Raw genomic sequence first — 21,571 nt, 5'->3', positions numbered from 1 at the left:
CTGTGCCACGTGCTCTCTCCGCCGTTCTGGACTTCGATCCTATGGGGACCGCTGTCCGAGAACTTCGGGGCGCCTCATACCTCCCTGCTCGAGCGAAGCCGAGAGCTTGGGGGCGGGCGCACCAGACCCCGCGTCTCCGGCATGATCCGCCGGACCGGCCCTAGCTCTTGAGATACTCCAGGACCGCGAGCACTCGTCGGTGCTGCGAGGACTCCGCCTGCTGCAGACCCAGCTTGAGGAAAATGCCGGTGACGTGCCGCTCGATCGCAGGAACGGTCACGACCAGCTTCGCCGCAATGCCGGCATTGGAGTGCCCCTCGGCCATGAGGGCAAGAACCTCACGTTCCTTGGGCGTCAGCTGATCGAGCGGGCCAGCCGCGCGCTTACGGCCCACGAGGCTGGCAATCACGTCCGAGTCGAGAGCCGAACCACCACTCACCACGCGTTCCACCGCGTCACTGAGGATCTCGGGCTTCGCAACCTTCTCCTTCAGCAAGTACCCCACACCGCCCGGGTTGTCCCCGACCAGATCGAGGGCGTAGCTCGCTTCAAGGTACTGCGACAGCACGATGACGCCCATCCCAGGATGGGCGGCTCGAATCTGCAAGGCAGCCCGCAGCCCGTCGTCCGCCAGACCCGGAGGCATCTGGATATCTGTGATCACCACGTCGGGCCGGTGTTCCGCAGCGGCCTGCACCAAGTCGACAGCGTTGTCGACCGCGGAGACGACATTGATTCCGGCACGGGTGAGAATCATCGTGACACCCTCCCGGACGATCGGTTGGTCGTCACCGAGGACGGCGCGGATCGCAGCTTTCATGACCCATCCTTTGACAGGTTCCACGCGATGATGGGCACGCCTTCGGCGTGTGGCCTGGGGCAGAGCGGTCCACCGCATCAGGTCCCTCACGGCACGGGTAGCTCCGTCGGTGACCAATATCAGGAGTCCGAGTGCCTCCGCACTTGCGGAGCCCGGCTCCGCCTGAAAAGTCACCAGCTGCTGACCCGGCGCGTCGTTGACGGCGAAATTCTGGTAGACCAGCTCGGGGTGGTGGAAACAGCTGCATGTGTATGCCTTGGGCCACACGCCTTCACGGACTCAACGATGAGACGCGTCAGGCCTGGGTCGTCGGGGTTGAGGTCAGCGTACGCGCGCAAAGCGGCGGCACTGCTCTCCGTGATCTCGTCCCAGTCTACGTAGAACTTCCGTGCGGGGTCGAAAAGACATGTCGCGCCGCGTTGGTTCGCGGACAACAATGCATTGCCCAGCTGGTTTGCCGCCAAGACATCATGGCGCGGTACCAGGACCAGGGCCGGGACGTTCCAGCTGGCGATCAGGCGCAGTACATCGGGGGATGATCGCGGCCCGAGCAGCTCTGGCTGCGGGCTCGCGGCCCGCGCCCGGCCGGCCGGCCGGTGCAGGTTTTCTGCATCGTAGGCATCGATCCGGAATACCCGTATGAGTGCGTTGAGCACCTGGTCGGAGGGCCGGCCGTTTATCGCGGCTCAAGGCGGGCGTAACACCCCCCACTCGCCAAGCAAGTTAACGCTGTGCATGTGAATTACGTGTCACGTGCACCCCCGGCGGGCGGCAAGCCGTGGGGTATTCCCCACAGTCCTCGGGGGCATGCCAGCAGTGAAATGTGGAGGTCGCTCGACAGCTTGTTCGGCGCCGACCGGAACACGATGGGGATCGCCCCGGAACCGGTACGGAATCTTCCCCACCCGACGATCCGGATTCGCGTCGCACATAAGACCAAGGGCGCCTCTTCCGGCGCCACTCTCCCCCAAGGAGTGCCCCGTGTTCCAGCAGTACACCCCGAAGTCGCCAGTCCTCGAGCCCCCGGCCGCAGGCTTCGCGAAGGCCACGGCCAAGCCGCCGTACCTGTTCGACGTCGGGTCGGCCGCGGGCCGCAAGGCCGTGGACGAGGTCCAGTCGGGCGACATCGCCAAGCCCGCGGTGGACGAGGAGTGGGTCATCGTCGATGGCGGCCCAAGGTTCGGTCGTGTCTGTGCCCGCTCAACGCGGCTTCGTGGAGCGCCTCACCAGGTCATGTCGGCTTTGCTGTCGCCGCACGGGCCGGGGATGCACGCTCCCCTGTCTCCGTGAGCCTTCCGCTCGCCGCCCGACAAGATCTTGATCTTTCAATTCCGGAGAACGCCATGCCCACATCCACACCGATGACCGAGGACCTCCCGCACCCGCCGGCACTCGCCGATACCGGGAACGGCCGACACCGTGGACGATCAGCGTCCGAACGTCTGCGGGACCTCAAGCGTGCCGGTGAAGGACGGCATGGCCAACTCAACGCTCCGCATTCCCCAAGGGGAGACGTGAGCCGAAGCCCCTCCCGCACCGGGCGACCCGCCCTCGAAGGGTACGCGAGCGGGAAACCCGGTGAGAGCAGCGCCCAAGCGCCACGAGAACTCTTCATGGATCGCCGCGCCCGCACCCCCGATGACACCCACGCGGAGATGCTCGCCCCGCTGTGCCCCGGCATGGCGAACGGCCCTGGCAGCACTGCACCGGATGCCGCCGGCCTCGTCGCGCGGTTCGAACGCGAAGCCCTGCCGTTTCTTGACCGGGTGTACGCAGCCGCCACATGCATGACCCGCGACCGCGCCGCCGCAGAGGACCTGGTTCAGCAGACGTATCTGCGGGCTTTCGACGCGTTCGGGTCGTTGACCACGGGGACAAGCCTGAAGGCCTGGCTGTTCCACATCCTGGCCGACACCGCGCACGGCGCCAACGGCGAGCGGCAGAACCTGCCGCGCCCGGGCCCATCGACGGGACAGCCCCGCCACCGGCTGCCGGGTAAGAAACACTCGACACCCTCTGTTCCTCCGACGGCCGCAGCGCAGGCCCTCGACCTCCTGCCCGACCACGAGGTGAAGGCCGCGCTCAACCAACTCCCGCGGGAGAACGCGATCGTTGTGCACCTGGCTTACGTGGAGGACTTTACTCCCGAGGAGATCGCAGAGGTCCTGGGCATTCCCCCGGGCACCGCGATATCCCGGTTGCACCATGGACGACAACGCCTGCTCCGGCTGCTTATCTACGCTGCACGCGACAGAGGCGACTCGATCATTCCGTTCCCCACCACAAGCACACACGCTTGAAACACCAACGTCCGGTCCGGACATGAGATCGGCACAACCCCCAGGAGCACACATGCCAACCCTTGACCGCCAGGACAACGTCTTCGTACTCGACCTCGGAGACGATGAGAACCGCTTCCACCCCGACTGGATCGCGTCCGTCAACACCGCCCTGAACGAAGTGGAGAAGGCAGAAGGGCCCCATGCCCTGGTGACCGCCGCGAGGGGCAAGTTCTACTCCAACGGCCTGGACCTGGAATGGCTGAGCGCGCACGCCAACCAGCAGGAAAGCTACCGCAGCTCCGTCCACGAACTCTTCGCCCGCATGCTGTCCCTGCCGGTGATCACCGTGGCCGCCCTGCAGGGGCACACCTTCGCCGCCGGCGCGATGTTCTCCCTCGCGCACGACTTCCGTGTCATGCGCGCCGACCGCGGCTTCTGGTGCCTGCCCGAAGCGGACATCAACATCCCCTTCACGCCCGGCATGGCCGCCCTGATCCAGTCCCGGCTGGCGCCGCAGACCGCGCACGAGGCCATGGTCACCGCCCGTCGCTACGGTGGGTCGGACGCCGCGGCCGCCGGGATCGTCGACCGGGCGGTGGACGAGAACGCTGTGCGTTCCACGGCCGTAGAGATCGCCGAGGCGCAGCTCGGCAAGGCCGGCGACACCCTCGCCACCATCAAGTCACGTATGTACGCCTCGGTCCTGGCCACCCTGCGCGATGCAGCCCACCCGCTCGGCTGACACCGCCATGTCGTCCGCACTCGCGTGCCGCACTTCCCTGGCGGCGTCTGGCCGAGCGGCACGAAGTCGGGGTCTCGGACAGCCGCACGAGGTCATGTTGACCAGGCTCCGCATGCTCGGTGCCCTGGAGCACAGCAGAGCCCCAAAGGGCACCCAAGACCCGGACGAACGGGCAGCAAGCATCACGACGCCGGGTGAACGGCCCATTGAGGGGCGCTGGGCACTGGGCGCTTCAGGCCGGTATCGGGATCTGCACCAGGATCGAGGTGCCGCCCCCCGGGGGCGACTCGATGGTCAACGTACCGCCGAAGGCGGCCAAGCGGTCCGCCAGCCCGGTCAGACCACTGCCGGCCGTGGTCTCGTCCACGCCCCCGATACCGTCGTCAACGACCCGGAGCCGAAGGACCTCCCCGAGTTCGAGGGAGATGTCGATCCGGGACGCCTGGGCGTGCTTCACCGCGTTCGTCACGGCCTCGGCCACGATGAAATACGCGTTCGATTCAACAGTAGAGGGAAGCCTCTGGTCACACTTGCTGTCGACGACGGCGGGAATCGGGCACCGGTCCGCCAGGTCCTTCACCGCCGCCGCCAGTCCCTTCAACGTCAGCACAGACGGGTAGATCCCCGATGCGAGTTCCCTCAGCTCGTCGATCGCCGTCTGCGCGTCGGCCATGGAATGATCCAGCAGCTCGGTCGCGGACGATTCCCCATCGGAGATCACCTCTCGCGCGAGCCGGAGCCCGATCATCAGGCTGATCAGCCGTTGCTGCGCCCCGTCGTGCAGGTCCCGAGCCGTGCGCCGGTGTACCGCATCGACACTCTCCATGATGCGCGTGCGGCTGTCCTGCAACGAGGCCGCCATGGTGTTGAAGGACGTACCCAGCGTGCCGATCTCCGCCACGTTGCTGGGGGTGATCCGCACCCCGAGGTCACCGTCTGCGAACCGTCCCGCCGCGCCCGCCGCCGCCCGCACCGGCCGCACGACGGCGCGGTGCTGGAACACCGTGAAAGCGGCCACCAGCGCAGTCGATGCCGCCAGCCCCGCACCTGCCGCAATCACCGCCCGACGCCCGTTGACTCCCGCGGTGTCTTCACGCGCCGCGAGCTTGGCACGCTCCTTTGCCGTGTACCGGTCGAACTGGGCCCGCAAAACATCGACGCGCCGCTTCCCCTCGGCAGTCGCCGCCAGACCGGATGCGGCGGGATCACCTCGCCGGACCGCCTCGACCAGCGGAACCGAGTAGTCGGTTATCAAAGACTCGACGCCCTGCGTGATCTGCCTGGCACTGCGGCGCTGTTCAGGAGAGGTAGCGGTCTCGGTGAACCGCCGCGCCTCCACAGGAAACTCCTTGCGCGCCGTCTGCCACGGCTCGAGGAACTCCTCGCGCTTGGTGATCAGAAAACCGCGCTGCCCCGTCTCAAGGCCGAGGACCAGCTGTTCCAGGCTGCCGGCCTCGACGATGGCCGTCCGAGAAGCGCGTCTCGCCGATGTGGCGCTGTTCGCGTCAGCGATCGCCCACAACAAGACGGCAAACGCGGCACCTATCAACAAGGCAAGCAGGCCGCCCGCCGCAATCGTGAGGCCCGTCAGCCCCGGTCGCGAACCCGCACACCCCGGCCGTGCCCTCATGATCCACCTATCGAAGGAAAGGATCTAGACGCCCTAGATGAACAATTTATCCATGTTCAGATAGAAATGTTCGACCGAGGAAGGCATCGGTCAGTTGTACTGGACCTCTCAGTGGGGCGTCGTCATGGGGCAGGGAAGCGCCTGCTCGCACCAGATGGTCTTGCCGGTCTTGGTCTGCCGGCTACCCCAGCTCTGGGTGAGGGCTGCGACGAGGAGCAGTCCACGCCCGCCTTCGTCGAAGGTCCGGGCATGGCGGAGGTGCGGTGTGGTGCTGCTGGCGTCAGAGACCTCGCATATCAGTGTGCGATCGCGGATGAGGCGGAGATGTATGGGCGGTTCTCCGTAGCGGATGGCATTGGTGACCAGTTCGCTGACCACCAGTTCGGTGATGAAGGTCGCCTCCTCCAGTCCCCATTCGACGAGCTGTCCGACGCCCAGCTTGCGGGCATGCTCGACCTGGACGGCGTCGGCGGCGATCTGCCAGGTGGCGACTTGCTCCGGTGACAGGGCGTGGGTGCGGGCCAGCAGCAGGGCAACGTCATCGGCCGGGTGGTCTCTGAGCAGGGATCCGATCACGTTGTCGCAGGTCTCCTCCAGGGTGGCTGCGGGTCGCGCCAGCGTGTGGCACAGCTGGGTCAGACCGCTGTCGAAGTCCCGGTCCCGCGTTTCGACGAGGCCGTCGGTGTACAGGGCGAGCACAGAGCCGGCGTCCAGTTCCAGGTCGGTGGCTTCGAAGGGCAGGCCGCCGATGCCCAGGGGCGGTCCGATGTCACCGGAGACGACCCGCACGGTGCCATCCGGTGCCAGCACGGCGGGCAGCGGGTGGCCTGCGGTGGCAAGGGAGCACTGGCGGGAGACCGGGTCGTAGACCGCGTACATGCACGTCGCGCCGACGTTGGCCGCCGAGACCTCGTCCTCGTCCTGGGCACTATCGCCGACGTGGAGGACGATGTCGTCGAGGTAGGTGATCACTTCCTCTGGAGGCAGGTCTACTTCGGCCAGGGTGCGCACGGCGCTGCGCAGGCGTCCCATTGCGGCGGAGGCGTGGATGCCGTGACCGACGACGTCGCCGACGACGAGGGCGACCCGGCTGCCCGACAGTGGGATCACGTCGTACCAATCGCCGCCCACCCCGGTCTGCGGCCCGGCGGGCAGGTAGCGGGAGGCCACCTCCACTGCCGTCTGGCCGGGCAGCTGCTGCGGCAGCAGGTTGCGCTGCAGCGTCAGCGCGGTGGACCGCTCCCGGGTGTAGCGGCGCGCGTTGTCGATCGCGACCGCCGCCTTGGCGACCAGCTCCTCGGCGAGGTCCACATCGTCCTGCCCGAACGGCTCGGGTCGGCAGCGCCAGAAGCCGACCGTTCCTACGGCCACTCCTCTGGCCATGAGCGGCGTCCTGATCAGCGAATGGATGCCGTAGTCGAGGATGCGTGCAGCTTGCTCCGGCTCCCGCGAGCCACAGTCGGGGATGGTGCGCAGGCCGACGTCGATTGCCGCCCGCCCGGGCTTCAAGCCGCGCACCTGCGCCGTGGAAAGGCCCGGCGCCATCAGGTCCCCCACGTTGCGCAGCGGGGCGTCCTGCCGGATACCGGCCAGCGCCACCCGGCGCAGCTGCGCACTCCCCCTGGCCGAAACCTCTTCGCCGCGCAGGACCGGCGTCAGCAGATCGACGGTGGTGAAGTCGGCGAAGCCGGGTACGGCCACCTGCGCCAGCTCCCGGGCCGTCTGCTCCACATCCAACGTGGTGCCCACCGACACACTTGCCTCGTACAGCAGCTCCAAACGTTTGCGCGACTCCTCGATGCGCGTGCGGCTGTCCTGCAACGAGGCCGCCATGGTGTTGAAGGACGTACCCAGCGTGCCGATCTCCGCCACGTTGCTGGGGGTGATCCGCACCCCGAGGTCACCGTCTGCGAACCGTCCCGCCGCGCCCGCCGCCGCCCGCACCGGCCGCACGACGGCGCGGTGCTGGAACACCGTGAAAGCGGCCACCAGCGCAGTCGATGCCGCCAGCCCCGCACCTGCCGCAATCACCGCCCGACGCCCGTTGACTCCCGCGGTGTCTTCACGCGCCGCGAGCTTGGCACGCTCCTTTGCCGTGTACCGGTCGAACTGGGCCCGCAAAACATCGACGCGCCGCTTCCCCTCGGCAGTCGCCGCCAGACCGGATGCGGCGGGATCACCTCGCCGGACCGCCTCGACCAGCGGAACCGAGTAGTCGGTTATCAAAGACTCGACGCCCTGCGTGATCTGCCTGGCACTGCGGCGCTGTTCAGGAGAGGTAGCGGTCTCGGTGAACCGCCGCGCCTCCACAGGAAACTCCTTGCGCGCCGTCTGCCACGGCTCGAGGAACTCCTCGCGCTTGGTGATCAGAAAACCGCGCTGCCCCGTCTCAAGGCCGAGGACCAGCTGTTCCAGGCTGCCGGCCTCGACGATGGCCGTCCGAGAAGCGCGTCTCGCCGATGTGGCGCTGTTCGCGTCAGCGATCGCCCACAACAAGACGGCAAACGCGGCACCTATCAACAAGGCAAGCAGGCCGCCCGCCGCAATCGTGAGGCCCGTCAGCCCCGGTCGCGAACCCGCACACCCCGGCCGTGCCCTCATGATCCACCTATCGAAGGAAAGGATCTAGACGCCCTAGATGAACAAATTTATCCTCTTTCGGGTAGGAGGACTCGCGGAAGGTTCTGCAGGAACACGGTGAGATCGTGGCGGCTGTAGGCGGTGCCGAGAGTCCGGTTGCTGATGCTCTTTTTGCGGCCCCGCCCTTGGACGCCTGCGGGGACACCGGTGATGTCCAGGTGCATCACATACGAGCTCTCGCCGACCTGGCCCGCGCCGGATGGCCGCCGTACGACTGGGCGCGCGTCATGCTCGACCGGCGCCGCAAGACCCTCGTGGCGTGCGACGCCTGTCATGACCGCATCCACCAAGCGAAAGCGGCCGGGTCACACACGCTGTAGTCACTGGAGAGCCGGATGACAGGGAAACCGTCAAGTCCGGTTCGGCGGGAGGCCGCGCGGAAAAGGACCTTCCACGGCAGGCACCTCGCCGCGCGGCCGACCTAACCTCCTGGCTGCACGGCTTCCGCCGCTTACGCATCCGATGGGGAGCGACGCGACGACATCCATGAAGCCTTCCTCGGCCTCGCCACCTGCCTGATCGCCCACCGCCACGTCCAGCACCTTTGTCAGGACCTCTTAGCCTCCGACACAGCGCGCGGCCCGACGGCCACCCAGCTCTGCCGCAGTCGACCGCAGCGCAGCCAGCTTGTCGGCCCGATACCGACTGGCCGGTGATCTCGATGCGATCCACGACAGTCCGGGTGTCGCAGCCCACGAGGGAGCCGACGGGGTCCAGACCGGCCAGTTCGGCGATCGGCACGGCACGGCGCTTCGCCAACGGATGGTCGGCCGGCACAACGAGAACGCACCGAGGTGGTGAGGTCGGTCAGCGGGATGCCTGCCGGGCACGGACCGGGCAGGAGACCGACGAGTGGTCGCGGCCCTGGAATATCTCAAGGGCTAAGCAGCCTGGCCAGGTCGGTGTCGTAGAGCAGGTCCTTCGTCACGAAGGCCTCCACCCCCGCAGCAGCCAGTTCCTCCCCCGACCATGGAGACCTATCGGTCGATGTCAGGACCACCCGCGGAGGATGCGGGCCTTCCCGCAGAACTCTCGCAACGGACATGCCGTCCTGGTCGGGAAGGTGAACGTCGAGCAGAACCCCGTCCGGCTCGTGCGCGCACACAGCGGCTATAGCAGAGGCGCCATCGGCACACTCGGCCACGACGCGCATGCCGCGCGCCCTCAGAAGCGCGTAGGCCACCTGCCGGAAGCCGGGATCATCGTCGACAACCAGAACGTTTACCGCCACGTACCCCAGATTGAGACAGCGGGGAGTACAGGGCCATGGGGCTAACCCCACGTTTCCGCCCAGACCGGAGGGAACCGGCGGGTGGACGGTGCGGTGGAGGGAACGGCACACCACCCGGTCCGGGTAAGCCCTTGCACCACCTTGTGCTTGGTCTGCCGCACCAGTCCGGCGAAGGAGCCCGGCCTCTGCTCTGGTCGTCGCAAGCAAGGCGCGTGGTCTCCAGCTACGGCCGACGGCGCAACAGGGACGTTACGCGCCCTGAAAGAGCGTTTTGTCGCGCCAGTTCGGGGTGGATTCTGGCGGCGCTCAACCCCGCTCGTAGAGTTCGCGTACCCGGTCGGTTTCGATGTGGGCGGGCACGAGGCCGACGACACGGATGCCCCTTGGGCCCAGCTCGTTCGCGAGACTCTTCGCGTAGCCGGCCAGGCCCGGCCGGAAGGCATTGGAGATCGCAAGGTCAGGAATCGGCTCGTACACGGGGGTGGAAAGGACGAAGCCGATGACACCTCCCTCGCCCAGCTCCACCGCGACGGCACGGGACAGCCGCACCGCACCGAGGAAGACCGACTCGAAGGCGGCGCGCCACTGGTCGTCGTCGATGGTGTCCGACGTACCTGTCGGCGGTCCGCCGACGCTGATGAGCACCCCGTCCAGCCGCTTGAAGGCATCGCGGGTCGGCAGGGCAGGCAGGGGAACGGCGGGGATCAGCTGAGCGGGATGCTGATCATCTTGGTTTCCAGGTAGCCCTCGAGGCCGTCGCGGCCGCCTTCGCGGCCCAGGCCGGAGGTCTTGTAGCCGCCGAACGGGGCGGTGGGGGTGGCGACGAACAGGCTGTTGATGCCGACCGTCCCTGTACGCAGCTGACGTGCGACGCCCAGGGCCCGGGAGGTGTCGCGGGTGTAGACGCCGGCTGAGAGGCCGTATTCGGAGTCGTTCGCGATGCGGATGGCTTCCTCCTCGGTGTCGAACGGGATGGCCGCGAGCACCGGGCCGAACACCTCCTCCCGGGCGATCTCCATGTCGGTGGTGACGTCGGTGAACAGGGTCGGCTCGACCCAGTTGCCGCCACCGGGGACCGTGATCCGGCGCCCGCCCGCAACCGGCTTGGCGCCTTCAGCGACAGCGCCGTCGATCAGCCCCATGACCCGGTCGGACGCGGCCGGGTTCACCAGCGGGATGGACGTGACGGTCGGGTCGAAGGAGTCGCCGAGGTGGACGTTCTCGATCTGCGCGGCGGCGGCTGCGACAAAGTCGTCGTACACCGACCGCTGCACAAGGGCGCGGGTCTGGGTCGAGCACAGCTGTCCGGACAGGCCCATGGAGACCAGGGCTCATCGCGTACTGCGCGGTGGCGGCGATGTCCTCGACGTCGTCGAACACGATGCTCGGGCTCTTGCCGCCCAGTTCCAGCTGCACGCGCTTGAGGCCGGATGCGGCCAGGTTGAGGATCTGCTCGCCGACGGAGCGGCGCCCGGCGAAGGCCACCTTGTCGACCAGTGGGTGCGCCACCAGGGCCTGGGAGGTGCTTGCCGTTCCGGGGACCAGGTTGAACACGCCTGCCGGCAGGTCGAGTTGTTCGATGAGCTTGGTGTAGAGGACAGCGACGTTGGAGGCGTACTCCGAGGGCTTGAACACCATTGCAGCCGGCGGCGAGGGCGGGCGCGACCTTCTGGGCGAACTGCATGACCGGGGCGTTGAACGGGGCGATCGCCGCGACGACACCCACCGGCTCCTTGACGGTGATCAGCTGGTTGTTGATCTGCTCCGTGTAGACGGGCGGGGCCGCGCCGTCGAGCTTGTCGATCCAGCCGGTGAAGTAGTCGAAAACGTCGGCGGCGAAGTTCGCCGAGAACCGGAAGCCGCTGCCGACAGTGATCGGCACGCCGTTGTCGAGTGACCGCAGCTGCGCGAACTCGGAGCTGCGGGCGCGGATCAGGTCACCGAGGGACTGCAGCGCCAGCTTGCGCTCGCGGGCGGTCATCCGCGGCCAGGGCCCCTCGTCGAAGGCGCGACGGGCGGCGCGGACCGCGCGGTCGACCTCGTCGGCGGAGCTGACACCGATCGTGAAGTCCGGCTCGCCGGTGGCCGGGTGGTGGTGCTGCCACCACTCGTCGGTCGCGGCGTCGTGCCAGGCGCCGTCGATGTAGGTGCGGGCGACGCCGGCGCCGAGCGCGCTCGCTCATCGGGATGCCGCCGGTGGTGACCAGCACTCCGCCGGGGGTGCGGGTCTGGGTGCTTGCCTGGGTGGACATGTCCTTCTCCCTTGGAGGTGGTGCAGGGAAGGTTGGGGGCTGGCTATGTGGTGCGCTGGTGGCGGAGAGCCGGCAGAGCCAGGACGATGCCGAGGAGGAGTGCGGCGGCGACGATGCGCAGGATGTTGCCGAAGCCCAGGCCGGTGAGAGCTCCGGTGAGCTGCGGGCCCAGGCTGGCGCCGATGAACATGCTGCATCCGTAGAGGGCGACGGCCGCGCCGCGTGCGTGCGGGGCGCCTGCGTTGATGGTCTCGACGACGGCGGGCGCCGCTGCTGCGACGGCGGCCACGAACAGCAGCAGAGCGATGGCCAGCGACACGGTGTGGCCGCCGAGGAGGGAGCCGGCCGCGACGGTGACAGCGGCCAGCGCGAAGGCGAGGACCGCGCGCAGGGGTGCGGCCAGGCGCTGGAACACGACGGAGAGCAGGGGGATGGCAACCAGGGCGGGCAGTGCGCTGGCCCGCAGGGCGAGGATGGCGGAGGAGTTCCCGGCGATGCTGGGCGGCCCGGCGATGGCCACCGCCGTGTAGACAGCGACGAAAGCGGACATCAGAGCCACGGTGGACAAGTACAGGGCAACCAGACGCGGCCGGCGTAGCAGCCTCGGCATCGCCGCGAAGGCCTGGCGCAGCCCACCGCCGGTGTCGTGGCGGAGAGTGGGCCGCAGCACGCGGCGCACCGGGATCAGGCTCAGGGCTATGAGGGCGGCGCTGAGCCAGAAGACCGCGCGCCAGCCGAGCCCGGCCGCGACGGCCTGAGCGCCGATCTGCATGATGACGGCGGCGGCGAGCATGCCGCTGGTGATGCAGGTCAGGGCGGTGCCGCGGCGCTGGGGCGCGATGTGCTGGACGACGTAGGAGAGCGCGGAGGGCGCGAAGGCCGCGGCGGTCAGTCCCTGCACGGTGCGCAGGGCGACGGCCCAGGTGAGGTTGGGGGCGGCGCTGACCGCGAGGGTGGCTGCCGTGGCTGCCACGAGCCCGGCGGTGATCACGGCGCGCGATCCGTAGCGGTCCGAGAGGGGGCCGGCGAGGAGGAATCCGGCGGCGTAGGCGAAGCCGAACGCCGTCGCCGTCCAGGTGGCCTGCCCTGGTGTCGTGCCGAGCGAGGTGGCCATCGGGTGCAGCAGGGCCAGGACGGTGTACATCTGGCCGACCATCAGGACGCCGAGTGAGGTCAGCAGGGCAATGGTCGGCGCAGCGGGGGCCCAGGACGGCGGCTGGTCCGGCGTGCTGGTCCCGGCTGCGTGCCGGGGGGAGGCGGTGGGGTGGGACATGGGGACTCCAGGAGGGGGCGGCTGGTCGCCGCCCCGCGTGTTTGCGCGCGGCACGATCGGCCGATGGCACCACCGGGATTCGGTGGGTGCCCCCGGCCGGGGAGGAACGGCCGGGGACGATGGAGAGACATGCTCAGGCGACGGGGGACGCTCAGGCAGCCGGGATGTTCAGCACGTACTCGCGGGAGGCGTGCACTTCGCTGCGCAGGGCGGGCAGGTCTGCGTCGATGCGCCGCCGGTCGGCGGGCCGGTGCCGGAGCTGTTCGAGCACCGCGGCGCTGGTGGTGTCGTTGACGTTCATGAGGGGTCGTCTTTCCGTACGCGGAGAAGGCCGGGAGAGTGGGCCCGGGGGCGGCCGAGGCTGGTCGAACGCCAGCCTCGGCCGCGCCCGCTACGGCAACCAGGCCGCGGTTTCCCCAGGTATCGCGCACCCAGGATCGGCCACCGTCGTCGCGCCGACCGGAGGGAACGTCAGCCGAGCTTCATGACGTAGCCCGCATGGTGCAGCTCGTCGCCCTGGAACTCTCCGTAGGCCCAGAAGCCGAGGTCGTCCAGGTAGTCGATGCGGTCGCCGTCGATCCAGTACCGGCCCTGGTAGGCGTGCGGGCGCCCGCCCCGGGTCTCGTCGTAGCGGCCGTCGGCGGTGAGCTCCTGGTGCAGGAAGTCGTGTCTGTCGATCCAGACGCCGACCCGCGGGCTGCCGGTCAGGTCCTCGGCGGCCGGGATGCCCGCCTCGGGCGCGGTGGCCCGGCCGGGGGCCTCGGTACCGGCCCACAGGACGGGCCGGCCGGCCGCGACCAGTGAGCGCACCTGCTCCGGCTGGGACATGAGCGTGGCCAGGGCGCTCGGCACGTCGGCGGCGAGCTCGTCGGGCACCACCAGGAAGTCGGTGGTGTTGCCCGGGGTCAGCGTGGCGACATACTCCGAGCGGCGGCCGCGGCCGCCGGCCAGTGCGACGGTGTCGACGACGGCGGGGGTGATGGTCATGCCGGTGCAGTCGACGACGATGGCGTTGTCGTCCTGTGCCGCGGTGATGATGCCCGGGCCGACGCCCACGATCAGGGAACCGACGAACAGAAGGTCAGCGCCGATCATGGTCCCGATCAGCGGGTCCATCGTCAGGATGCGGGCGTTGGTGAACAGGACGGGACGCCCCTCGTCGTTCGAGAGGATCTCGTCGAAGGCCTTGGGGTTCCAGTCCATGGTGTTGGTGTGGGTGATGCTCATTGCATGCTCCTCAATCGAGTCGGCTCATCGGCCTGCCCGATGCGCGAAGTGAGCGCCGGTGCAGGTTCGAGGCGGATGTTCGGCCGCTACGGCGGCTGTCTGACCACCAGGTTCGTCGCGCGGTGGAATCGGAACCAGGCCGCCGTATCCCCAGGTGCGCGGCACCCACAGTCGGTACCGCCGCAAGCTCCGCCGGTCAGCAGCAGAGGGCGCCCCTGCGGGTGTCGCAGCTCGCGCAGGACGGTGTCGTCGCGGCGCGGAGCTGTGGTTGTGGTGGTGTTGTCATGGCAGTTCCTGGTCCGGGTCGTTGGCGGGCCTGCGGTGCGTTCGGTGCTCCCCGAGCCCGGCGATGGAATGGAGCCGGCCGGGCTCTGAAGCTGAAGGGGCTCTCAGCCGGTGGTGGTGTTCAGGACGTACTCGCGCGAGGCGTGCACCTCGCCGCGCAGGGCGGTCAGATTGACGTCGAGGACCTGGCCGTTCCACTTGCGGGGCTCGCCGTTGATGAGGACGGCGCTGATGTTGCGGGCGTCCGAGCCCAGCACGACGGTGCCGATCGGGTCGTTGAGCGGCATGTTGTTGAGGTCCTCGGCCTGGATGACCAGCAGGTCGGCCTTCTTGCCCGGGGTGAGCGAGCCGGTGACGCCGGCGAGACCGTTGGTGCGGGCGCCCTGGAGGGTGGCGAAGTCCAGGACGTCGTGGGTGGTGATGCGTGAGGGCTGCTGGTCGGTGCCGTAGGCGGCGTTGACGGCGCGCATCCGCTGGATGGCGTGCAGGGCCCGCATCTGCGTGAACATGTCGCTGGCCAGGGCGACTTCGACGTCGATACTCAGTCCGGGCCGGATGCCGACGGACAGGGCCTCGTCGACGGCGGGGATCGCGGTCTCCAGGCCGATCTGCGCGTCGGACGTGGGGGCGAGCGCCACGGTGGTGCCGCTCTCCCCCATCGCCTTCCACGCTTCGGAGGTCAATCCGGTGGAGTGGATGAGGGTGACGTCGGGGCTGAGGATGCCGTCCTTGGCCCAGCGCAGGACCGCCTCGGAGGAGGACGTCCCGAAGACGGCGTCCACGCTCACTCCGATGCCCAAGTCCTTGGCGACACGGGCGAGTTCAGGACCGTAGGCGAGCGCCGGCCCGGCGATCTCGTCGGTGGCCAGGGTCGCCACACGCAGGGTCAGCAGTTGGTCGTTGCTGCTGAAGTACTGGTCCTTGATACGGGTCAGGTCGCCGGGCCACTGCCGGTCCCAGTCGCCGAAGTGCGGGCCCATGGAAGCGTGCACACCGCGGATGCCGGTGTCGAGGAGGGCCTGGATGGCGGCGTCGGAGTGCTCGCGGGTGCGGGAGTTGTGGGAGAAGTCGAGCATGCAGGTGATGCCGCTGTCGATCGCGGTCAGGGCGGCCAGCTTGGTGCCGATGTACATGTCCTCGGGCCGGTAGACGGTGGCGTAGCCGGCCAGGGTGGTCATCACGTAGCCGCCGAGGTCGTCGACGTCCGGCATGATCCTCCGCAGTTGGGCCTCCCAGGCGTGCCGGTGGGTGTCCACGAAGCCGGGGGCGAGGATCGTGCCGGTGGCGTCGACGACCACGGCGCCGTCTGCGCTGAGGTCGGGTCCGACGGCGGTGATGGTGTTGCCCTCGACGAGCAGGTCGCCGCGGGCGATGACGCCGAGGTCGGGGTCCATCGTGACGATGGTCGCGCCGGTGAACAGGATGCGTCGCTGTGGGTCGGCGGCCTGGCGCTGGAGCTGGTCGAGTACGGCGGCGCTGGTGGTGTCGTTGACGTTCATGGGATGTCCTCTTCCTCGCGGAGGTCCGGTGGGCCTGTGCGCAACGGCTTGCGGACACCAGCGTCGGTCTCTCTCGCCGGGGCAACCAGGCTGCGGTTTCCCCAGGTGCGTCACACCCACGGTCACCGTCGCTCGGGGCGGCGGTGACCGTGGGCGGGCGTATTCAGATGGCCTGTTCGGTGGGCAGGATGGTGATCTCGGTGAGGTTGACGTGCCTCGGGACGGAGGCGACGAAAGCGACTGTCTCGGCGACGTCCTCCGGCGACAGGCAGTCGATTTGCCGGAGCAGGTCGGCCATGAGCCGGGTGGCGTCGGGGTCGGTGACGTGGTCGGGGAGTTCGGTGGCGACCATGCCGGGTTCGACGGTGGCCACGCGGACCATCTTTCGGCCGAGCTCCGTGCGCAGCAGGCGGGTGAGGTGGCTGATGTAGGCCTTGGTGCCGGAGTAGACCGAGAACTTCTCCAGGACGCGGGTCGCTGCGATGGAGGACGTGGTGATCAGGTCGGCCGGGCCGCCTCGGGCAGCGGCCTGTTCCAGTGTCCGGACGAAGACCTCGATGGTGTTCATGACGCCCTTGATGTTGAGGTCGATCTGGGCGTGCCATTCATCGACCTTCAGCTCGCCGATCTCGGAGACGAGTTGCACGCCGGCGTTCGCGAACACCAGGTCCACTGTGCCCAGCTCACCCTCGATGCGGTCGGCGGCCGCTTGCATGGCAGCCCGGTCGGTCACATCCACGTCGAGCGCCAGAGCGGTGCCGCCTTTGTCCTTGATGCGTTGCGCTACCGCGTCGATACGGTCCTGGCGGCGGGCCAGCAGTGCGACTTTCGCGCCGAGCTGGGCGAACCGTTCGGCGGTCGCTTCTCCGATGCCGCTGGATGCGCCCGTCACCACGGCCACACGCCCGGCCAGCGGGGTTCCATCGATGACTGCAGCAGTCATGTTTCCACCTCGATCGGATACAGAGGTTGTCTGGCCTTACGGTCCTGATTCTCGAAAATCCCCTCGCGGATCGCGTCGGTAGGAATCGCCTAGCGCATTTGGCTCCAGTTCTGGATGGCATCAGCGGGCGAACCCTGCTGCCGGCTGCGTTCTACCGGCTTGGCAGCGAAGCGCGCACATACAGGTACGGGCAGGTGGCGGGGAGCGTCACAGGAGGTATTGCCACTTGGTCATGCGGTCTTGGAGGTCGATGGTTTCGCCGTCCAGCGTGAAGGTGCCGTCGCCGCGGTGGTGGAACATCTTCGGGTGCGGCTGGGACGGATCGACCCAGGCCCGGACTGCTTCAAGGATGAACAGGTGGTACGCGCCGACCAGGGCGGTGTCGGCGACCTTGCATTCGATGTTCGCGAAACACTCGGCGATCAGCGGTGCTTTGACCTGTTGTGCGGCCAGCGGGGTCAGGTCGAACTCCTGGAACTTGTCCACGTCCTGGCCTGAGCAGTTGCCGATGTCGACCGTGGTCTCGGCAAGTTCACTGCCAGGGATGGAAATGACGCATTCCCCGGTCTCGCGCAGCGCGGTGTAGCTGTGGTCCCACGGCCCGATGGTGCAGCCGATCAGTGGCGGGGCGTGGCGGATCATCATGTTGAACCCGTTGGTCATCACGTTCGGGATGCCGCGGTGCTGTGTGGTCACCAGGATCACCGGGCCGGGCTCGATCAGTCGGTGGACCTGGTCCAAGGGGTGTTCCTGCAGATCGCTGACAGTGGTCATCGCTGGTCTCCTGGGGCGTAGGGGTCGGCCAAGGAGACAGTCGCTGTTTCAGTGAATTGGCGGGTTGGTGTCCTCGGCTTTTCTGTACGTCCAGTCTGGCCAGCGATCGGGGAGGCTGTAAGGGCCGGGATTTTCCTGGGTACGCGAGGGCCAGGCTGCGGGCACCGGTGCTCGGTCGGGCGTCGTTTGACGACGCGACGTGGCGGTGGGCAGCTTGCGCATCACGGGTGGTGAGTCGATTCGGGGATCCACTCCGCTTCGCGCTGTTCCTGCTTGCCCTGGCGGTGGTCGGCCTGTGAGCGGAGTTCGGCGAATGCGGCCGCAGTGGGACTGGCGGGTTCAGCCTGATAGACGACCAGCTGCTGATGAGGGGCTTCATTGACTGTGAAGGCGGAGAACTGGATCTGCAGGCCGCCTACCTGGGCATGTTTGAGGTTCTTCGTCTGCCTGGTCTTGCCCTTCACATTGTGCCGTGCCCACAGCTCGGCGAATTCCAGACTCTTCGCGGAAAGAGTTTCTACGACTTCGATGATCCGTGGAGATTTCGGGTCGTATCCGTAGGCGGCGCGGATTTCGGCAACGCACGACTGGGCGGCCTTGTCCCAGTCCTGGTAGAAGTCGCGGCCCGCCGGGTCGGCGAAGACCATGCGAGCCAGGTTGTCGAACTGCTGAAAGCCGCTGTGCAGTGCGGCCGCAAGGGCATTGTGCGCCAGGATGTCCAGCGCCGGGCCCACCACGAAGGCAGGGGTGTCGGGCCAGCTGTCGAGCAGTTGCAGCAGCTGTGGGTTGACCTGGTCGTGGCCTGCAGGAAGGGTGCGGCTTTCCTGAGGTGCTCGGGTGAGTCTGCGCAGGTGGTCGGTGGCTTCGTCATCAAGGTGGAGGGCGTCCGCGACGGCGTCTATGACCTGGGGCGAAGGGCTGGACTCGCGCCCCTGCTCCAACCGCATGTAGTAGTCGGAGCTCACACCGGCGAGCATCGCGACCTCCTCGCGGCGCAGCCCGGGCACCCGCCGACGGCCGTGCTCGGGCAGGCCCACGTCCTGCGGCTTGAGGGCTTCGCGCCGTGCTCTGAGGAACTCGCCCAAGGGGGTGCTGTCGCTCATATCCCCAGGCTAGCCTTCCCGTTTCGGATGCGGCGGGCGCTGAACCGATCGCGATGCGCTGTGGTGGGCGGCTGCCTTGCCAGGCGGGGCGTGCCTGAGGCGCGGCGCCCGGGTCGGTTGTCCAGGGCACCCGGATGGTGGGGGCAGAGACAGCATCGCTGGTCCGTCAGGTGCGCGGAAGCTGGTCGAAGACGGAGGCGGACCGCGCCCGGCCCGGCAGGGGCTGAGTGCAAGGGGGGCAGGCGGCTGTGTCCGGTTCGTTGGGTGCGGCGGTGCGGGCCTGCTCTTCGAGGGGTTCGGTCGACCATGTCGCCAGCAACCGCAGGGCGGTTTCGGAGGAGGAGCCGGGCTCGGTGCTGTAGATGAACAGGGTCTGATTGCTGTCGCCGGGCAGGGCGAGAGCCTGGTAGGTGACGGTGAGGTCCCCGACGACGGGATGGTGGTAGCTCTTGGTCCCCTCGGTTCGCTCGTGGACCCTGCGCTCGGCCCAGTACGCGCGGAAGTGCTCGCTGCGCACGGCGAGTTCGCCGACCAGTTCGCCCAGCTGCGGGTCCTCTGGGTGACGCCCGGCATCCATGCGCAGCATGGCGGCGGTGTCGGCGGCGACGGTCTCCCAATCCGCGTACAGCTCGCGGGCGTCGGGGTTGAGGAAGAGGAACCGGTTCTGGTTACGGTCGTTCGCGGGCATGGCGTCGAAGTCGGCGATCAGCGCACGAGAGAGCGGGTTGGAGGCCACCACGTCGGTGCGCCGGCCCAGGACGAATGCCGGGCAGTAGGCGGCGTCCAGGGTGGCCAGCAGCTGGTGGACGGCTGGGCTGACCTGCTCGGCAGGAGGGGGCGTGGACCGCCAGGGCTGGATGGGGCGCCGGTTCGCGAGATCGAACAGGTGTGCACGTTCGGTATCGTCCAGGCGCAACGCTGTCGCCAGAGACTCGAGGATCTCCGGCGAGGCGGTACGGCTACGCCCTTGTTCCAGGCGCGTGTAGTAGTCGACGCTGACGCCTGCCAGCTGGGCGAGCTCCTCACGGCGCAGGCCCGGAACGCGACGCCGGGCGGTCTTGGGCATTCCCGCGTCTTGGGGATTGAGCCGGCCCCGGCACGAACGGAGAAACTCTCCCAGCTCCACGATCTGGTTCATACCGTTATTCTCCGCCACGCCCGTGGGCATGGACAGGCGCAAGGGTAGCCCTAATACTCCCAGGAAACGAAGGACCAGCCTCGCGACCGTGAGCGGACACGGTTTCTGGCTTCCTTTACCCGCAGCATCACTTTCCGGCCTCCCTCTGTCGGATCCGGTCGGCAAAGCTCGATGGCACGCGCGGCCACGACGGAGGAAAGAACTCAGCGGTGAATGAGCGTCGCCGTTCGATGGAGAACTGGCGCAACGGCCCCGGAAAACACTCCACAGCTCGCATCAGCGGATGGCGGTCGTTTCCCGGGGCTGTCACGTTGAGAAAGGTCACGCAGGCACCGCGAAATGCCGGTACCGAGAGGCAGCATCACACTCCGGGGCTCGTCCTCAGTCCGGGCCGACCAACGGGCCACGCTGGAGAGTCGGCACCGCACTCAGGGAGCCGAGCAACGCCAGAGCGTCAGCGGAGGGACTGCCGGCCTCGGCCTGATAGATGATGACTTGCTGGCTGGGGGCGCTGTTGATGGTGAAGGCTTCGTAGTGCAGCTCCAGGTCGCCGACCTCGGCGTGGTGGAAAAGCTTGGCCTCGCGGGTCTTGCCCCGTACGTCGTGGCGGGCCCACAGTGCCCGGAACTCGGCGCTTTTCATGGACAGTTCGCCGACGATTTCGATCAGCCGCGGGTCGTCGGGATCGATACCGGCTGCCCGTCGTAGTGCGGCCACGCATGATTCGGCGGCCCGGTCCCAGTCGCGGTAGAAGTGGTGCGCGGCCGGGTCCAGGAACGTCATGCGCAGCAGGTTGTCGCAGGACGTGAAGCCGGCGAACAGGGCGGCTGCGAGCCGGTTGCGGGCCAGGATGTCCAGGGCGTTGCCCAGGACGAAGGCGGGCGTATCGCTCCAGGTGTCCAGGAGCCGCCGCAAGTGCGGGCTGGCCCGTTCGACGCGAGGCGCGCGACGTGTGCGGCGCGTAGTGGGGGTGGCCACGCGGTACAGGTGTGCCACGGCGTCGTCGTCAAGGCGCAGGGCCTTGGCCACGGCCTCGAGCACCTGCCGCGAGGGATGCCGTTCGCGGCCCTGTTCCAGGCGCATGTAGTAGTCGGTGCTCACACCGGCCAGGGTGGCGACTTCCTCGCGGCGCAGACCGGGCACCCTGCGGCGGCCGGAGGTGGGAAGCCCGGCATCCTCGGGGCGCAGTTGAGCGCGTCGTGCGCGGAGGAAACCCCCCAGCGCATTCTCTGCGGCGGGATGCTTGTCGGTGTCCATGCCCTCGAGGTTAGAGAAGTCTCGGCGCCCTGTGGCGGGCTGAAGGGGGGTGCGTTTCTCCTAGGAATTCCGGCCCCTTGCAGCCGCAGCTTGATCGCCCTGAATGGCGCGCGCCACGAAGCGAGGCGGACTCCGCCTCTGACTTTGGCCCCCATGCCTTTGGCCGGTGGGCGCCGTGGCTGCGTTCCCCGGGTGCCCTGGCCTTTTGGGCGGTGTGCCCCGCATGCCGTGGACGCGGACGGAGAATCCGGTGCGGCTTTGTGCCGCCTGCTGTCCGGCAGTTTTCCTGTCCACTTGGCCGGCGAAGGCTCAACTCGGCGTTGCCGCTCGGCCTGCGCGTTCCTGCTGCTGCCCGCCGCATGTCTCATCTGCTGGGCTGCCGCTCCTCGGCACCGTTTAGACGTCATCTCATTTGGTGAGTCTGCGATAGCAGATGAGGGTGCAGGCGATGCTGGTGAAGGCGAGGAAGTGGTCG

Annotated in this window: 19 protein-coding genes and 2 pseudogenes; 4 read left to right on the top strand and 17 right to left on the bottom strand. The window is 68.2% G+C overall.

Annotation, left to right across the window (positions count from 1 at the left end):
- Window positions 1–160: 160 nt before the first annotated feature.
- Both ACX28W_RS42010 and ACX28W_RS42005 read right to left on the bottom strand, forming a co-directional pair.
- The gene (locus ACX28W_RS42010) at window positions 161–820 is read right to left on the bottom strand and encodes a response regulator transcription factor (protein WP_459005390.1); all 660 of its coding nucleotides are present in this window, start codon (window positions 818–820) and stop codon (window positions 161–163) included.
- A 170-nt stretch (window positions 821–990) separates the two neighbouring features.
- A complete protein-coding gene (locus tag ACX28W_RS42005) occupies window positions 991–1,476 on the bottom strand; it encodes an MmyB family transcriptional regulator (protein ID WP_459005389.1) in 486 nt (161 codons plus the stop codon).
- A gap of 325 nt (window positions 1,477–1,801) precedes the next feature.
- Here ACX28W_RS42005 and ACX28W_RS42000 point away from each other — a divergent pair, with 325 nt between their 5' ends.
- From ACX28W_RS42000 to ACX28W_RS41990, 3 genes are all read left to right on the top strand, one after another.
- A complete protein-coding gene (locus ACX28W_RS42000; RefSeq protein ID WP_459005388.1) occupies window positions 1,802–2,110 on the top strand; it encodes a hypothetical protein in 309 nt (102 codons plus the stop codon).
- A 323-nt stretch (window positions 2,111–2,433) separates the two neighbouring features.
- Window positions 2,434–3,120, top strand: a complete 687-nt coding sequence (locus ACX28W_RS41995; protein WP_459005387.1) for a sigma-70 family RNA polymerase sigma factor — start codon at window positions 2,434–2,436, stop codon at window positions 3,118–3,120.
- Window positions 3,121–3,172: 52 nt separating this feature from the next.
- Window positions 3,173–3,844, top strand: a complete 672-nt coding sequence (locus tag ACX28W_RS41990; RefSeq protein ID WP_459005386.1) for an enoyl-CoA hydratase-related protein — start codon at window positions 3,173–3,175, stop codon at window positions 3,842–3,844.
- 232 nt (window positions 3,845–4,076) lie between these two features.
- Here ACX28W_RS41990 and ACX28W_RS41985 read toward each other — a convergent pair whose 3' ends face one another.
- Together ACX28W_RS41985 and ACX28W_RS41980 are read right to left on the bottom strand one after the other, a co-directional pair.
- Window positions 4,077–5,474, bottom strand: a complete 1,398-nt coding sequence (locus ACX28W_RS41985; protein ID WP_459005385.1) for a CHASE3 domain-containing protein — start codon at window positions 5,472–5,474, stop codon at window positions 4,077–4,079.
- A gap of 108 nt (window positions 5,475–5,582) precedes the next feature.
- Window positions 5,583–7,967: a SpoIIE family protein phosphatase gene (locus tag ACX28W_RS41980; protein ID WP_459005384.1), complete on the bottom strand. Its 2,385-nt coding sequence runs from the start codon at window positions 7,965–7,967 to the stop codon at window positions 5,583–5,585.
- A gap of 212 nt (window positions 7,968–8,179) precedes the next feature.
- On the opposite strand from ACX28W_RS41980, the gene ACX28W_RS41975 reads away from it, so the two are divergent.
- Window positions 8,180–8,434: an HNH endonuclease gene (locus ACX28W_RS41975; RefSeq protein ID WP_459005383.1), complete on the top strand. Its 255-nt coding sequence runs from the start codon at window positions 8,180–8,182 to the stop codon at window positions 8,432–8,434.
- A gap of 554 nt (window positions 8,435–8,988) precedes the next feature.
- On the opposite strand, the gene ACX28W_RS41970 is transcribed toward ACX28W_RS41975, so the two are convergent.
- The 13 genes and pseudogenes from ACX28W_RS41970 to ACX28W_RS41910 all read right to left on the bottom strand — a co-directional run bounded on the left by ACX28W_RS41970 (window position 8,989) and on the right by ACX28W_RS41910 (window position 21,096).
- Window positions 8,989–9,345: a LytR/AlgR family response regulator transcription factor gene (locus tag ACX28W_RS41970; protein WP_459005382.1), complete on the bottom strand. Its 357-nt coding sequence runs from the start codon at window positions 9,343–9,345 to the stop codon at window positions 8,989–8,991.
- A gap of 321 nt (window positions 9,346–9,666) precedes the next feature.
- Window positions 9,667–10,080: pseudogene (locus ACX28W_RS41965) on the bottom strand (SDR family NAD(P)-dependent oxidoreductase); the annotation flags it as partial.
- Entirely contained in the window at window positions 10,050–10,664 is a 615-nt protein-coding gene (locus ACX28W_RS41960; protein WP_459005381.1) for an aldehyde dehydrogenase family protein, read from the bottom strand. The pseudogene ACX28W_RS41965 and the gene ACX28W_RS41960, both read right to left, overlap by 31 nt.
- 73 nt (window positions 10,665–10,737) lie before the next feature.
- Window positions 10,738–11,488, bottom strand: a pseudogene (locus tag ACX28W_RS41955) (aldehyde dehydrogenase family protein); the annotation flags it as partial.
- 152 nt (window positions 11,489–11,640) lie between these two features.
- Window positions 11,641–12,870 (bottom strand): MFS transporter, encoded by a 1,230-nt coding sequence (locus ACX28W_RS41950; protein ID WP_459005380.1) that lies wholly within the window; start codon window positions 12,868–12,870, stop codon window positions 11,641–11,643.
- Between the two features lie 151 nt (window positions 12,871–13,021).
- On the bottom strand, window positions 13,022–13,171 hold the full coding sequence (locus ACX28W_RS41945) for a hypothetical protein (RefSeq protein WP_459005379.1): 150 nt from the start codon (window positions 13,169–13,171) through the stop codon (window positions 13,022–13,024).
- A 170-nt stretch (window positions 13,172–13,341) separates the two neighbouring features.
- Window positions 13,342–14,097, bottom strand: a complete 756-nt coding sequence (locus tag ACX28W_RS41940) for an Atu4866 domain-containing protein (RefSeq protein ID WP_459005378.1) — start codon at window positions 14,095–14,097, stop codon at window positions 13,342–13,344.
- 389 nt (window positions 14,098–14,486) lie between these two features.
- Window positions 14,487–15,881, bottom strand: coding sequence for an amidohydrolase family protein (locus tag ACX28W_RS41935; protein ID WP_459005377.1), 1,395 nt, complete (start codon window positions 15,879–15,881; stop codon window positions 14,487–14,489).
- Window positions 15,882–16,044: 163 nt separating this feature from the next.
- Window positions 16,045–16,824 carry an SDR family oxidoreductase gene (locus ACX28W_RS41930; RefSeq protein ID WP_459005376.1) on the bottom strand — a complete coding sequence of 260 codons (780 nt, stop codon included), beginning with the start codon at window positions 16,822–16,824 and terminating at the stop codon, window positions 16,045–16,047.
- A gap of 207 nt (window positions 16,825–17,031) precedes the next feature.
- Window positions 17,032–17,598, bottom strand: coding sequence for a flavin reductase family protein (locus tag ACX28W_RS41925; protein ID WP_459005375.1), 567 nt, complete (start codon window positions 17,596–17,598; stop codon window positions 17,032–17,034).
- A 221-nt stretch (window positions 17,599–17,819) separates the two neighbouring features.
- The gene (locus tag ACX28W_RS41920) at window positions 17,820–18,701 is read right to left on the bottom strand and encodes a helix-turn-helix transcriptional regulator (protein WP_459005374.1); all 882 of its coding nucleotides are present in this window, start codon (window positions 18,699–18,701) and stop codon (window positions 17,820–17,822) included.
- A gap of 166 nt (window positions 18,702–18,867) precedes the next feature.
- Window positions 18,868–19,839 carry a helix-turn-helix transcriptional regulator gene (locus ACX28W_RS41915; protein ID WP_459005373.1) on the bottom strand — a complete coding sequence of 324 codons (972 nt, stop codon included), beginning with the start codon at window positions 19,837–19,839 and terminating at the stop codon, window positions 18,868–18,870.
- Between the two features lie 381 nt (window positions 19,840–20,220).
- Entirely contained in the window at window positions 20,221–21,096 is an 876-nt protein-coding gene (locus tag ACX28W_RS41910) for a helix-turn-helix transcriptional regulator (RefSeq protein WP_459005372.1), read from the bottom strand.
- Window positions 21,097–21,571 lie beyond the last annotated feature (475 nt).

It is taken from the genome of Streptomyces sp. SD15, from assembly GCF_054462255.1.
This window is presented reverse-complemented; position numbering and strand designations above follow the sequence as displayed.

What these genes read in the sequence shown, in the direction of transcription:
- ACX28W_RS41940 (WP_459005378.1), bottom strand. Translation starts at nt 14,097, where the DNA reads ATGAGCATCACCCACACCAACACCATGGACTGGAACCCCAAGGCCTTC.
- ACX28W_RS41985 (WP_459005385.1), bottom strand. Translation starts at nt 5,474, where the DNA reads ATGAGGGCACGGCCGGGGTGTGCGGGTTCGCGACCGGGGCTGACGGGC.
- ACX28W_RS41945 (WP_459005379.1), bottom strand. Translation starts at nt 13,171, where the DNA reads ATGAACGTCAACGACACCACCAGCGCCGCGGTGCTCGAACAGCTCCGG.
- ACX28W_RS41915 (WP_459005373.1), bottom strand. Translation starts at nt 19,839, where the DNA reads ATGAACCAGATCGTGGAGCTGGGAGAGTTTCTCCGTTCGTGCCGGGGC.
- ACX28W_RS41925 (WP_459005375.1), bottom strand. Translation starts at nt 17,598, where the DNA reads ATGACCACTGTCAGCGATCTGCAGGAACACCCCTTGGACCAGGTCCAC.
- ACX28W_RS41960 (WP_459005381.1), bottom strand. Translation starts at nt 10,664, where the DNA reads ATGGGCCTGTCCGGACAGCTGTGCTCGACCCAGACCCGCGCCCTTGTG.
- ACX28W_RS41910 (WP_459005372.1), bottom strand. Translation starts at nt 21,096, where the DNA reads ATGGACACCGACAAGCATCCCGCCGCAGAGAATGCGCTGGGGGGTTTC.
- ACX28W_RS41950 (WP_459005380.1), bottom strand. Translation starts at nt 12,870, where the DNA reads ATGTCCCACCCCACCGCCTCCCCCCGGCACGCAGCCGGGACCAGCACG.
- ACX28W_RS41920 (WP_459005374.1), bottom strand. Translation starts at nt 18,701, where the DNA reads ATGAGCGACAGCACCCCCTTGGGCGAGTTCCTCAGAGCACGGCGCGAA.
- ACX28W_RS42010 (WP_459005390.1), bottom strand. Translation starts at nt 820, where the DNA reads ATGAAAGCTGCGATCCGCGCCGTCCTCGGTGACGACCAACCGATCGTC.
- ACX28W_RS41995 (WP_459005387.1), top strand. Translation starts at nt 2,434, where the DNA reads ATGGATCGCCGCGCCCGCACCCCCGATGACACCCACGCGGAGATGCTC.
- ACX28W_RS41935 (WP_459005377.1), bottom strand. Translation starts at nt 15,881, where the DNA reads ATGAACGTCAACGACACCACCAGCGCCGCCGTACTCGACCAGCTCCAG.
- ACX28W_RS41990 (WP_459005386.1), top strand. Translation starts at nt 3,173, where the DNA reads ATGCCAACCCTTGACCGCCAGGACAACGTCTTCGTACTCGACCTCGGA.
- ACX28W_RS41930 (WP_459005376.1), bottom strand. Translation starts at nt 16,824, where the DNA reads ATGACTGCTGCAGTCATCGATGGAACCCCGCTGGCCGGGCGTGTGGCC.